The 13,266-nt window shown below is 69.8% G+C and carries 10 protein-coding genes; 3 read left to right on the top strand and 7 right to left on the bottom strand.

Going from position 1 to position 13,266, the window contains the following annotated elements; all coding sequences use genetic code 11:
* Positions 1–165 precede the first annotated feature (165 nt).
* Together recR and ACT3UF_RS04270 are read left to right on the top strand one after the other, a co-directional pair.
* Positions 166–759 carry a recombination mediator RecR gene (recR, locus tag ACT3UF_RS04275; RefSeq protein ID WP_441445310.1) on the top strand — a complete coding sequence of 198 codons (594 nt, stop codon included), beginning with the start codon at positions 166–168 and terminating at the stop codon, positions 757–759.
* Positions 760–777: 18 nt separating this feature from the next.
* Positions 778–2,493, top strand: coding sequence for a hypothetical protein (locus ACT3UF_RS04270; RefSeq protein WP_444502458.1), 1,716 nt, complete (start codon positions 778–780; stop codon positions 2,491–2,493).
* Positions 2,494–2,509: 16 nt separating this feature from the next.
* Here the strand turns inward: ACT3UF_RS04270 and ACT3UF_RS04265 are convergent, their stop codons facing one another.
* From ACT3UF_RS04265 to ACT3UF_RS04245, 5 genes are all read right to left on the bottom strand, one after another.
* On the bottom strand, positions 2,510–3,742 hold the full coding sequence (locus ACT3UF_RS04265) for an ABC transporter permease (RefSeq protein WP_444606779.1): 1,233 nt from the start codon (positions 3,740–3,742) through the stop codon (positions 2,510–2,512).
* Positions 3,742–5,019 carry an ABC transporter ATP-binding protein gene (locus ACT3UF_RS04260; RefSeq protein ID WP_442331952.1) on the bottom strand — a complete coding sequence of 426 codons (1,278 nt, stop codon included), beginning with the start codon at positions 5,017–5,019 and terminating at the stop codon, positions 3,742–3,744. The genes ACT3UF_RS04265 and ACT3UF_RS04260 overlap by 1 nt, the downstream gene beginning before the upstream one ends.
* A gap of 215 nt (positions 5,020–5,234) precedes the next feature.
* Positions 5,235–6,605 carry an extracellular solute-binding protein gene (locus ACT3UF_RS04255; protein WP_442331953.1) on the bottom strand — a complete coding sequence of 457 codons (1,371 nt, stop codon included), beginning with the start codon at positions 6,603–6,605 and terminating at the stop codon, positions 5,235–5,237.
* 97 nt (positions 6,606–6,702) lie between these two features.
* Complete coding sequence (locus ACT3UF_RS04250; protein WP_441445305.1) at positions 6,703–7,629, bottom strand: carbohydrate ABC transporter permease; 927 nt, start codon at positions 7,627–7,629, stop codon at positions 6,703–6,705.
* A 15-nt stretch (positions 7,630–7,644) separates the two neighbouring features.
* Positions 7,645–8,508 (bottom strand): carbohydrate ABC transporter permease, encoded by an 864-nt coding sequence (locus ACT3UF_RS04245; protein ID WP_441445304.1) that lies wholly within the window; start codon positions 8,506–8,508, stop codon positions 7,645–7,647.
* A gap of 241 nt (positions 8,509–8,749) precedes the next feature.
* Between ACT3UF_RS04245 and ACT3UF_RS04240 the strand changes: the two genes are divergently transcribed.
* A complete protein-coding gene (locus ACT3UF_RS04240) occupies positions 8,750–11,095 on the top strand; it encodes an NAD(+) synthase (protein ID WP_441445303.1) in 2,346 nt (781 codons plus the stop codon).
* A gap of 285 nt (positions 11,096–11,380) precedes the next feature.
* Here the strand turns inward: ACT3UF_RS04240 and ACT3UF_RS04235 are convergent, their stop codons facing one another.
* Positions 11,381–12,286: a carbohydrate ABC transporter permease gene (locus ACT3UF_RS04235; protein ID WP_444601109.1), complete on the bottom strand. Its 906-nt coding sequence runs from the start codon at positions 12,284–12,286 to the stop codon at positions 11,381–11,383.
* Complete coding sequence (locus tag ACT3UF_RS04230) at positions 12,283–13,263, bottom strand: carbohydrate ABC transporter permease (RefSeq protein WP_441445301.1); 981 nt, start codon at positions 13,261–13,263, stop codon at positions 12,283–12,285. The genes ACT3UF_RS04235 and ACT3UF_RS04230 overlap by 4 nt, the downstream gene beginning before the upstream one ends.
* Positions 13,264–13,266: the final 3 nt, after the last annotated feature.

Genomic DNA, 13,266 nt, shown 5'->3' with positions numbered 1-13,266 from the left:
CAAGCACGCGACGACCCGGTGATGACCGTACCGCCCCAGCGTGGGTGTCGCCACTCCGGGTGATCGGCGGCCCATGACCGCCCTCCGGGCAGGTGCGACACCCGTGGTGGCAGGTGGGTCACCCTGTGGAGCCGCACGTCGGCCCCGGGAACTACAGTTGGGCACGTGTACGAAGGCATTGTTCAGGACCTCATCGACGAGCTCGGCAGGCTGCCGGGCATCGGCCCCAAGTCGGCACAGCGGATCGCATTCCATCTGCTGGACGCCGACGATGCTGCTGTGCGCCGACTCGCGGAGGTGCTGATCAAGGTCAAGGACACCGTGCGCTTCTGCGAGGTGTGCGGCAACGTCTCCGCCGAGGACGAGTGCCGCATCTGCTCGGACCCTCGCCGCAGCGAGGAGATCATCTGCGTGGTCGAGGAGTCCAAGGACATCATCGCGATCGAGAAGATCCGCGAGTTCAAGGGCCGCTACCACGTGCTCGGCGGCGCGATCGATCCGATCGGAGGCGTGGGTCCGAACGACCTGCGGATCACCCAGCTGATGAGCCGGCTCGGTTCGGGGGAGACCAAGGAGGTCATCCTCGCGCTGGACCCGAACATCGAGGGCGAGGCCACCTCCGCCTACCTCTCCCGCCTGCTGAGCCCCCTCGACCTCACGGTCACCCGCCTCGCCTCCGGACTGCCCGTGGGCGGCGACCTCGACTACGCCGACGAGATGACGCTGGGTCGCGCCTTCCTGGGCCGCCGCGCCGTCTGAGGCCTCCCAGGAGACCCCATGACCTCGCCCTACACCCGCTCGCTGCCGCCGCTGAAGGACCTGCCGGCGCCCCGACGGCTGCCGGACGAGGCCACCCACCTCACCCCGCCCGGCGAGATCATCGCCGAGTCGAAGGGCGCGATCCGGACGCGCCTGCTGCGGATCTTCTGGGCCCCCGCCCTGGTGATCCTGGGCCTGTGGTACCTGCTGCTGGTGCTGTACGTCCTCGGCGCCTCGCCGACGTTCTGGTTCCTCTCGCTGCTGTCCGCACTCGCGGAACCTGCCTTCCTCCGGGCGACACTGATCGATCTGGGGTTCACCAGCACCGGGCTGGGCTCCGCCTTCCTGCTGGTCCCCGCAGCGGCGACGCTGCTCAGCCTGGCCCTGGTGCCCCTGGCCCCCAGCGTGATCGCCGGCCTCCAGCCGCGCCGCTTCCTCAGCGAACGGCAGTTCCAGCGCGCCGTCGCCACGCGGGTCACGACGGTGCTGATGCTCCCGCCGCTGCTGGTGGTGATCGCCCTGCCGGTCGCCGTGCTGCTGGGCGTGCCGCAGCCGTGGACCGGCCTCGGCGCGGGCCCGCTGTCCTCCCTCTGCCTGGCGATCCTCACGCTGCAGCTCGCCTGGGTGCTGGTGCGCCGCACCGTCACCGCGCCGAAGCTGCTGGGCGTCACCGATGCTGAGGCGCTGCGGACCACGGCTCGTATCGGCCGGGATCCGCAGGAGCGGCGCGAGGCCGCCAAGCAGGTCCTGGTCCAGGATCGCCGGCACCTGCCGCCGAGCCCCGGGAGCGAAGCAGCCAGTGCCGCCTTCACCCCTCGTGGCGCAGTGATCACGCTGGCGCTGCTGTCCTGGGCCAGCCTGACCTGGGTGATCCCGGCCGCCGCCGGGCTCGGCTGGGTGATCTTCGGGATCACGGACATGGTCACCGTGATCGTCGGCTTCACCACGATGGATCTCGTCGACGCAGGCTCGTCGCTTCCCATCGTGCAGCTGCTGCTCGCCCTGCCGGTGGCGGCCGTGATGCTGCTCGGGCTCGCACTCGCCCCCGGGACCGCCATGATGCTGTCCACGGGACAGCGCGACCAGGTCACCGATCAGCGCACCTACGAGGACTGGAGCCACCGCGCCCGGGTGAACCCGTGGGAAGCGCGAGTGGTGGGCCTGACCGGCTGGATCAGTGCTGGCTGGGGCTTGCTGGGCGCGATCATGTTCGCCGTGCTCCTGCAGGTGATCCAGGTCGCGACCGCATTGAGCTGGGTGTGGATCGTGACGGGAGCGCTGGTGCTGGTGCCCCTGCTCGGGCTCGCCGCCGCCTCGGCGATGCGCCGCGGGCTGAGGGATCTGCTCTATGGGCCGGCCGGGGACTATGTGCGCCGGGAGAGCCCGTACGCCCTGGTCGCCCCGGACATCGGCACCCGCGCGGATCGTGCCAAGGATCCTGCGGTGCGGGCCGCGATGCGCAAGCGGCTCCAGGCCGCCGGTGGTGACCACACGCTGGAGATCTTCGATCTGGACGCCGCCGGGGAGCGGCTCTGGGTCGATGACTCCGTGCCCGGCGCGAAGGACACCGCAGTGCGTGCAGCGGACCTCTCCCGTGGGGCCCTGCCGGACTTCGGTGGCGAAGGCTCAGCCTTCACCGGCGGTGGCCAGGCCAGCGGCGGCCGGGCCAGCGGTGACTACACCCCGCCGGGTCACGGCATCCCCGACTCCGTCACGGGGCTTCGGGAGCTGTAGAACGTAGGGGCCGGCCTCAGGCGATCCGTGTCCCGCTGCCCAGTTGCCGGATCGGCACCGCGAGCCTCCAGGTCGCTACTGCGAGCGCGGCACCGCCTGCGAGCATCCACAGCGTCAGGCCCATCGGCCAGATCGGCCGGTTCGGCATGGCGGCGAGGTCCTCGGGATAGCCCTCTTCCCCTGGCTCGCAGTAGTTGTTGTGGGAAGGATGGGTGATCGTGGCGGCGACGCGCATCCCGCTCTTGATCAGCCGCAGAACATCCGTGTTCTCCTCCCCGTCCCTCCAGTAGTCCGTCGGCAGCGGGGGCGCCGCTTCGGCTAGCAGCACCACCGGGTTCCCCCACAGCATCGGCATCGTCAGATCCACGCGCGGGACATCGCTGGTGCCCTGCTCCGCCACGCAGCGCCCCATACGCGCGCCGTCGGCGTGATCGTAGGTGGAGTAGTACTCGGTGACCTCGCGCTCCTGCTGCAGGAAGATCGCCGAGGAACCCCAGGCGATCGGCAGCACCACGGACACACCGAACACGATCACGTAGGCCAGCACCACCGAGCCCAGCTGCCGGTTCGTCACCGCAGACAGTCCCAGCCCCACGGCGGTCACGCACAGCGTCAGCAGCGCGATGACCAGCACGATCCGCAGGAAGTAGAACACCCCGATCCCGCCCAGCACCGCGATCGGCACCAGCGAGGGCAGGGCGAGCACCAGGAACGCAAGGCCCGTGAGGAAGCCGGCCAGCAGCTTGCCCAGCACGATCTCCAAGGGACTGAGCAGGCTCGCCTGGAGCGTGGCGAGGGTCCCGGCGGTGCGGTCACCGTTGATCGATCCGGCGGAGAGCGCCGGCACCACCAGCAGCATCGCGAACAGCACCAGGATGACCTGCAGGCTGAAGATCACCGCAGCGACCGGCTCGAGGGAATCCCACTGCGCGGTGTACAGCGTGGGAGCGAGCCCCAGCCCGCCGATGCCCAGCAGCACCACGGTCCACACCGCGAGCGCGACATACCAGCGCCCCGAACGGATCCGTTGCCGCAGCTCGAGCGAGGTGACCAGCCACAGCCCTCGCGGGCGCAGCGAGAGGATGCCGTTGAGGGGACGGCGGGGACCAGTCGGTGCCGGACCGCCGGATGAAGCCCCGCCGGAGGGTGGACCTCCGGATGCCGGACTGCCGGAGCCTGGACCGCTGGAGCCCGGGCCGCCGGACGCTGCGGGCATGGGCGCTTCGGGCACAGAGGTGGACGCGCTCATCACAGGGCTCCTTCACGGTGGGCGGCATCGGAGGCGAGGTAGGCGGCCTCGAGCCGACCGGTCGCCGGACCGAACGCGATGACCTGGGCCTTCGCGGCGGTGAGGTCGGCCAAAAGGCGAGCGGCGGTGGCCTCGTCGGGCAGCTGCACGATCACCTCTGCATGACCGCTGGTGGTGCGATCGGGGCCGAGCACCCCGCGGTGGCGCACCCCGAGCCGTCCCAATGCCGAGGCCAGGGCCTGCAGATCCAGCGAGCTGATCCTCCAGGGGCGCGGCCGAGCCGCCAGATCGCGCACGCTCGAGGCGTCCACCACCCGGCCGGAGTCCATGAACACCACATGATCAGCCATCTCCTCGAGCTCAGTGAGGATGTGGCTGGAGACCAGCACGGTGGTCCCCGCAGACGCCAGCGAGCGGACCACCCGCAGCAGGCGTCGGCGCGACGCCGGGTCGAGCCCGGAGGCGGGCTCGTCGAGGATCAGCACCGAGGGGCCATGGATGAGCGCACGGGCCAGACCCAGGCGCTGCTTCTGCCCACGGGAGAGCACGTGCGCGGGCTGTTGGGCGAGAGAGGCGAGATCCAGCAGCTGCAGCAGCTCATCGACCCGCTGCCGCAGCTCGGGCCCGGGCAGGAAGTAGGCACGGCCCATCACCTCGAGCACCTCCGCCACCCGCAGCGAGTCCCACGCCCCGAACTGGTCCGGCATCCATCCCACGCTCGCCCGCACCGCCGGGGAATCGGCCGACGGGTCGACGCCGTCGATCAGCACCCGGCCGGAGTGCGGGGCCAGCAGCGAGGCGAGCATCAGCATCAGCGTCGACTTGCCGCAGCCATTGGGGCCCACCAGCGCGGTCACCGCGCCGCGCGGCGCGGTGAAGCTCAGATCATGCACCGCCCGCACGCTGCCGAAAGCACGGCTCACATGTTCGGCGACGATCCCGGGGGTTGCACCGGCGGCGAGGTCGGTGCGGTGCGCGGGCGCTGGGGCCAGCGCGCCGTAGCTCGTGGCGCGTCCGGGATACGACTGCAGGCCGGGCGCTGCCGCGCCGTTCTGCGTGGGACTCTCGTGCGTGGGACTCTCGTGCGTCGGACCGCTGCGCACCGGGGCGCTCTGCGCGGGCCCGCTGAGGGGCGGTTCGTTCTGCGCGGGACTGCTGTGGGCAGGGCCGTCGGACTGGATCGGCCAGTGGTCGTAGGCGCCGGACGTGTGCGGCGGCGCCTGTTCCCCCTGCGATCCCCGGCCCGTGCCCCCGGCCGCGGGTGTGCTGTGCGTCATGTGCACAGACTGGCATGCCGGAACCCGTCGCGGGCAGGACTTCGCGGGCACATTACGGGGACGAATCGTGGGGGAGTGGTGGAGGATGCCCAGGGACTGAGCAACGAGAACGGGCGCTGGAGAGCAGGCTGCGGAGATACTTCCGCAGGGTGCGCTCCAGCGCCCGTCGTCCTCCGATGCTCAGCAGGTCAGGTGATCCCGCTGAGCCAGCGGGCTCACTCCGCCATGGCGGCGTTGCCCTCCTCCTGTGCCTGCGGGATGCCCTCCTCGGCGGTGAGGCGGCCGATGAAGACCTCCTGGAAGACCGGGATCGCGGCGGTGAGGCCAGCATTCGCGCGGGCGCCGGTGTCGGCCTCAGCGGCGTTCTTCGCGGCGTCCACGAAGATGCTGACGTCCACGCCCTTCTCCTCCCAGAACGCGATGAAGGCGTCCTGCGCGTCGACATGGCCGGGGAAGGAGACGCCCTTCTCGGCGAGCGGCAGCTGGCCGTTCTTGCTGCCCAGCCAGGTCAGCAGCTCGGTGATGCCGGTCTGCTGCTCCTCGTCGGCCTTCGCGTTGCCCACCGCGACCACACCGTGCACCAGGGACTTCGCGCCCGCGGGGCCGGCCACCGGCGCGGCGAGCGCCCACTCGAAGGAGTCGGCCACGCCATCGGAGATCGCCAGCAGGTTGTAGGGGCCGGACTGGAACAGGCCGAGCTTGCCCTGGGTGAACAGGTCGCGGGTGAAGTCACCGTTCTCGTTGGTGTCTGCGGCGCTGGGGGCCACGTTCTCCACGTTGATGAGGTCGGCCATGTACTGGAACGCCTCGATGCCCTCGGGAGAGGCGAAGGTGTACTGGTCGTCCTTCTGCCACTCGGCGCCGTTCGAGGCGAGCATCGGGCCGATGATCGCCTGGCGGTCCGCCTGCGAGTTGAAGCCGAACTGCTCACGGGAATCGGCGTCGAAGCCGTCCTCGCCCGGGTGCTTGCCGGCACCGTCCAGGGTCAGCGCCTTTCCGGCATCGCGCAGCGAGTCGGTCTCCGCGGCGGGGTCGAAGGCGAGGGCCGACGGGTCCACGCCCGCCTCCTCGACCAGGGCCTTGTTGTAGAACAGGGCGATCGAGTCCCAGATCTGCGGCACGCCCCACAACCCGCCGTCGCGGGTGTAGAGGTCCACCACGGACTGCTCCCACTGGGCCGCGCCGTCGGGGATCACCTCGTTGATGTCCAGCAGTGCCTCGGAGTCCTTGAACTGGATGTAGTTCGCGGAGTTCATCCAGTACACATCCGCCGCGTCACCGCTGGCCACATCCAGCGGCAGGCGGGTCCAGTAGTCGGCCCACGGCACCACGTCGATCTTCACGTTCCAGCCGCTCTCGGCGGTGAACGCGGTGAAGGACTCCTCGTACGCGGCCACGGCATTCTCATCCCACAGCCGGAAGGTCAGCGTGCCCTTGTCCCCGCCGGTGCTGCCACCCGCGTCGCTGGCGCCGCTGCCCGGGGTGCCGCCCGAGCCGCCGTCATCGCTGGACGGGGAGCACGCCGCCGCGGTGGTGAGCAGGCCGGCGGCGGCGAAGGAGGAGAGGAGAGTACGACGGTTCAACATGTGATTCCTTCCGAGAACACTAGTGCTCCTATCATCAACCATTCGTGCTGGTGATGGGGTGATGTATGTCTTCGGGTGACGCCGATGCGTGTCCGCGTCAGCGCAGCGTCGCCTCGCCCACCGAGCGGGTGATCTGCTTCTGGAAGACCACCATCAGGATCACCAACGGCAGCATCGCCAGCGTCGTACCCGCCATGACCAGGGTCCAGTTGTTGTTGTACTGCGATTGCAGCGCGGAGGTCGCCACCGTGATCACCCGCCACTCGGGGCCAGAGGTGATCACCATCGGCCACATGAAGTTGTTCCAGTGGGTGACCACCGTGATCAGCACCAGGGTCACGATGATCGGCCGGTTCAGCGGCACCACCAGATGCCACAGCAGGCGCAGGGTGCCCGCGCCGTCGATCCGCATCGCATCCATCAGCTCGCTGGGCACACCGCGGAAGTTCTCCCGCAGCAGGAAGATCGCGTAGGGGGAGCCGAGCACGAAGGGGAGGATCAGGGCCCAGAAGGTGTTGCGCAGCCCCACCTCGCTCATCATCAGGTACAGCGGCACCACCACGACCACCTGCGGCACCATCAGCGTCGCGATGTACACCCAGAACAGCAGGTCACGGCCGGGGAAGCGGAGCTGAGCGAAGGCATAGGCGGCGAGCACCGAGAACACCATCTGGCCCACCAGGATCACGGCGACCATCTGCACCGTGACCACGACCGGGGTGACGAAGCCGTCTGGTGAGGTGAACAGGCCGATGAAGTTCTCCAGCACGGGGGGCACGGGGATCGACAGCGGTCCCTGCTGGGCGAACTGCCGGGTGGAGGTGAATGCGGTGAGCACGGAGAAAAGGAACGGTCCCAGGGTCAGCACGGCGGCGACGGCGAGCACCAGGTAGGTGATGCCGTGGCCGAACAGGCGCCGTGCGAGCAGCGTGCCGGTGAGGCGGCGTCGGCTCGTCGGGCGCGCGGGGGTGGCCTCGGGAGCATCGGTGTTGGCGTGCGGTGTGGCGGTGCGCGGTGTGGTCATCTCGTCGGTGTCCTCTCAGCTCATGTCGTAGGTGATGCGGCGGGAGAACCAGCGCTGCTGGGCCACCGTGATCACCACCAGGAGGAGGAACAGGATCACCGCGACCGCGCTCGCGCGGCCCAGGCGGCTGGAGACGAAGGCTTCCTGGTAGATCAGGGAGGCGATCACCTCGGTGCGGTGCTGGGGGCCGCCGCCGGTGAGGGCGAAGACCATGTCGAACACCTGGAAGCTCGCCACCACCTGGGTGACGGCGAGGAAGAACGTGGTGGGGCGCAGCAGCGGGACCGTCATGAACCACAGCTGCTGGGCCGGTCCGGCGCCGTCGATGCGGGCGGACTCGTAGATCGAGCCGGGGATGCGGGTGAGCCCGGCCTGGAAGAACAGCGAGATGTAGCCGACGTTCTGCCAGATCGCGACGAAGGCGACCGCGGGCAGGGCGAGCGACGGATCGGTCAGCCATTCGATACGCACGCCCAGGATCTGGTTGAGCGCACCGACCGACGGCTGGAAGATCCACTTCCAGACCACGCCGAGCGCGAGCGGCGCACACACCCAGGGGATCACCACGATCACCCGCACGATCGCCGAGCCCGGCAGGGCGCGCACCAGCTGCGTGGCGAGGATCAGACCCAGCGCGAGCGAGACCGGCACCGAGATCAGCGTGAAGATGCCGGTGACCAGCAGGGAGTTGGTCAAGGCGCCGTCCGAGAGCAGCGCCTGGTAGTTCTCTATCCCGATGAAGCGGCGAGTGCCCAGCAGGTCCCAGCGGAACAGGGAGACGACGAAGGCGATCAGCACCGGCAGGATCAGGAAGGCCGCCACCCCGATCAGGCTGGGGGCGATCAGCAGCCAGCCCAGCAAGGGCCTGCGCGAGTTCATGCGGCCCCTCTCGTGCGCGGTGTCGTGCTCGGTCTCATCGGATCAACGTATAGCAGGTCAGCGTTGCACCCGTGCGTCGTGCCCAGCGATGGTCGGGGCCGGCCGACGGGGCCAGCCGACGGGGCGAGCCGAAGGGGCTGGCCGACGGGGCTGGCCGACGGGGCCACAGGGCCGCAGGGCGCAGCCGACCGAACGGACGCAGAGCGGCGCGGTGCCGCTGTGCTCCATTACGCTCGGCACCATGAGCTCAGCGTCGCAGCCAACAGCCCCGCAGCCCTCCGGTCAGCACCGGACGCAGCCGCCGGGCCAGAACGAACCGCCGAGCCCCGCACCGGCGCATCATCATGACGTCCCGGCCTCCGCCCCGGTGCCGGGCGGGCATGTGCCGGCCGCGCCCGACCGGGACCACCAGCTGGAGCGCGCGCTGCCCACCGTCACCCATGACGACCCGTCGGACCCTCACGCCTCGATCTACGACCGCGGCTTCCTGCGCGCCGCCGCCGTCACCGTCCCGGTCGCGCTCGCCGACCCCGCCACCAACGCCGAGCGCCACCTCGAGGTGCTGCGCGACCTCGACCGGCAGCAGGTGGGGCTCGCGGTGTTCCCCGAGCTGTCCCTGACCGGGTACTCGCTGGACGACCTGGTGCTGCAGGAGCCGCTGCTGGACGCCGCCGAGCAGGCGATCCTCGCCGTGGTCGAGGCCAGCCGTGAGCTGATGCCGCTCATCGTGCTCGGCGCCCCGCTGCGGGTCCCCGCCCGCAACCGCGTGGTGAACGCCGCGATCACCATCCATCGCGGGGAGATCGTGGGCATCCACGCCAAGCAGCACCTGCCCACCTACCGCGAGTTCTACGAGCGGCGCTGGTACGCCTCGGGGGACGACGTCTGCTGGGAGAATGTGCGCATCGGCCGGACGGAGCATCAGCTCACCCCGCACCAGCTGATCGAGGTGCCCGACGTGCCGGGCCTGAGCCTGTTCGTGGAGATCTGCGAGGACATGTGGGTGCCGATCCCGCCGTCGGCCGAGGCCGCGCTCGCCGGCGCCACCGTGATCGCGAACCTGTCCGGCTCGCCGATCACCATCGGCCGGGCCGACGAGCGCAAGCTGATGGCCCGCTCCGCGTCCGCCCGCTCCCAGGCCGCGTACATCTACGCCGCTGCCGGGGAGGGGGAGTCCACCACCGACCTCGCCTGGGATGGACAGACCTTCATCTACGAATGCGGTGACCTGCTGGGCGAGACCGAGCGCTTCCCGCAGGGCCCCCGCGCCACCATCGCGGACATCGATCTCTCCCGGGTCGTGGCCGAGCGGCGCCGCATGAACACCTTCGACGACAATCGGCGCATCCACGCCGAACGCCTGAAGGAGTACGCCGGCAGCCGCGCACGGCTCCTGTTCGGAGTGGAAGCGGCCGACGAGATCTCCTTCGACGCCTGGGACCCTGACGGGGACTCCCAGCCCGTCGGCCGCCCCGCGACCGGGCCGCTGCGCCGCAAGCTGGACCGCTTCCCCTTCGTGCCCGACGACCCGGCCCGCCTGGCCCAGGACTGCTATGAGGCGTTCTCGATCCAGGTCGCGGGTCTGGTGCGTCGGCTGAGCGCGATCGGCGGGGACAAGCCCGGCGGCACGAAGCCGGTGCTCGGCGTCTCAGGCGGTCTGGACTCCACGCATGCGCTGCTGGTGTGCGCACGAGCCATGGACCTGCTGGGTCGCGACCGCTCCGAGATCCTCACCTACACGATGCCCGGATTCGCGACCACCGAGCACACCCGCTCCAACGCCGAGCTGCTCTCGCGCGCGGTCGGTGCGAGCTTCGAGACCATCGACATCCGTCCCTCCGCCACCCAGATGCTGAAGGACATGGGCCATCCCTACGGCAGCGGCGAGGAGGTCTACGACGTGACCTTCGAGAACGTCCAGGCCGGGATGCGCACCGACTACCTGTTCCGCCTGGCGAACCACCACGGCGGGATCGTGGTGGGCACCGGGGACCTCTCCGAGCTCGCGCTCGGCTGGTGCACGTACGGCGTGGGCGACCACATGTCCCACTACGGCGTGAACGCCGGCGTGCCCAAGACCCTGATCCAGCACCTGATCCGCTGGGTGGTCGCCGAGGAGATCTTCGGCGACGACGCCTCGGAGGTGCTGCAGGCGGTGCTGGACACCGAGATCAGTCCCGAGCTGATCCCGGCGCGTGAGGGCGAGAAGGCGCAGTCCACCGAGAGCTCGATCGGTCCCTACGCGCTGCACGACTTCTTCCTCTATCACCTGCTGCGTCGCGGCTACGGTCCGGCGAAGACCGCCTACCTCGCCCATCAGGCCTGGGGTGACGTCGACGCCGGAGAGTGGCCCGCCGGCTACTCCGACGCCGACAAGCGCCCCTATTCCCGCGAGGAGATCAAGCACTGGCTGACGGTGTTCGTCCGCCGCTTCTTCGCCAATCAGTTCAAGCGCTCCGCCCTGCCCAACGCCCCGAAGGTGCTGGCCGGCGGCTCGCTCTCCCCGCGCGGTGACTGGCGGATGCCGGCCGACGCGACGGCGAAGGCCTGGATGGCCGAGATCGAGCGCGACGTGCCGGGGGAGTAGACCTCGGCGGCGCCCAGCTCAGCGAGCGGGATCGCCTCCCGCGCCCTTCCGCCGCCCCGCGCCTCGCCCCGCGGCTCCGCGGTTCCTTCGCCCAGCCGCCCCGCGCCCCGCCCCGCCGCCGCGCGGTTCCTTCGCCCAGCCAGCGGGGCAAAGTGGGCGAATAGATGCGGCCATTCCCCCTACTTTGCCCCGCTGGCGCCTACTTTGCCCCTCTGGCGCGTGGCGGGTGCCTGACACAGGACCGATGCCCCCTGATGTGGCCCGCCCCGCCGAGCGCGCCCCGGCCTACTTCACCGCACCCATCGACAGGCCGCGCACCAGCTGCTTCTGCGCGATCCAGCCGGCCAGCACCACCGGCAGGGACGCCAGCACCGAGGCGGCGGAGAGCCGGGCCAGGAACTGTCCCTCCGAGGTCATGGTCGACATCAGGAAGATCGGCACCGTCGCGGCATTCGCAGCGGTGAGGTTCAGGGCGAAGAAGAACTCGTTCCACGCGAAGATCACGCAGATCAGCGCGGTGGCAGCCACGCCCGGCGCGACCATCGGCAGCAGCACAGTGCGCATGGTGCGCATCAGCGAGGCCCCATCGATCGATGCCGCCTCGAGCACCTCGCCGGGCACTTCGAGGAAGAACGAGCGCATCATCCACACCGCGATCGGCAGGTTCATCGCCGTGTACAGCACGATCAGCGTGAGGATGTTGTCGAGCATCCGCAGCTGCCCGGCGATCACATAGATCGGCATGATCACGGCGACCACCGGCAGCATCTTCGTGGAGATGAAGAAGAACAGGAAGTCCTGGGTGCGCTTCACGGGGCGGATGCTCACCGCATAGGCGGCCGGCACGGCGAGCACCAGCACCAGCAGCGTCGAGCAGACGGTCGCGATCGCCGAGTTCAGCAGGTACGAGCCGGCGCCGGAGGTGCCGATGATCGAGGCGTACTGATCCAGCGTCGGGGTGAAGAAGAAGGTGGGCGGGCTCGAGGCCGCCTGGCTCTCCTGCTTGAAGCTGGTCAGCACCATCCACGCCACGGGGGCGAAGAAGATCAGACCGGCGGCCCAGGCCAGCACGGACAGCAGATGCCTGCTGACCTGGCCCTTCGGCCGCCGAGGACGGATCGGTGCAGCCGACCGGGTAGGACGGGCAGCGGGGTGCCGAGGGGCGTCGGCGGTGGCGGTCGCGGTGCTCATGACTGCTCCTTGGAGTTGATGCTCGTGAAGATCAGGCGCAGCGCGAAGGTGGCGATCACGATCGTGGCGATCACGGTGACCACGCCCATCGCAGCGGACTGCCCGATGTCGAAGCCGAGGAACGCGCGCTGGTAGATGTAGAACGGCAGGTTGGCACTGGCGGTGCCGGGCCCGCCCGCCGTCATCAGATAGATCTGGTCGAAGGTGTTGACGACATAGATCGCGCCCAGCAGCACCGACAGTTCGAGGTAGAACCGCAGGTGGGGAAGGGTGATGTGTATGAAGGTCTGCCAGGCGCTGGCGCCATCCATCGAGGCGGCCTCGAGGACGTCACCGGTCTGAGACTGCAGGCCCGCCAGGAGCAGCAGCATCATGAACGGTGTCCACTGCCACACCAGCGCGATGATGATCGAGACCATCGGGAACTGGCTGGTCCAGTCCACCGGGGAGATCCCTACGGTCCCGATCAGCCAGTTGACCAGGCCGTACGTCGGATCGAACATCGAGATCGACCAGAGCATCGCGCCGGCCACCGGCATGATGAGGAAGGGCGTGATCAGCAGGGTGCGGATGAAGCCGCGGCCGAAGAACTTCCGGTCCAGCAGCAGCGCGAGCCCCAGCCCCAGCAGCAGCGAGACGACCACGCAGCCCAGCGTGAACAGGATGGAGTTCAGCGCCGCGGTGCGGAAGGTGGAGTCGACGAAGATGTCGAGGTAGTTGCGCAGCCCCACGAACTTCTCGCCCTCGGGGCGCAGCAGGTTGCGGGAGCGCAGGGAGTACCAGATCGTCAGCAGGAACGGGATCTGGGTGCAGACGACCACGAACAGGAACGCGGGCATCAGCGGCAGTCGGCGCCGCCAGGCCTCGGCTTTGGAGTAGTCGCCGCCCTGGGCGGGGCGGGCGCGGGGTCCGTCGGTCGACGGGGTGCGCGGCGCGTCGGGCCCGCGGCCGACGGGAGCATCGGTGGTGGTCGACATGGC

This window comes from Brachybacterium sp. AOP24-D1-21 (genome assembly GCF_052378665.1).
In the GTDB taxonomy this organism is placed as follows: Bacteria; Actinomycetota; Actinomycetes; order Actinomycetales; family Dermabacteraceae; genus Brachybacterium.
The sequence above is the reverse complement of the archived record's forward strand: the minus strand, read 5'-3'. Positions and strand labels throughout refer to the sequence as shown.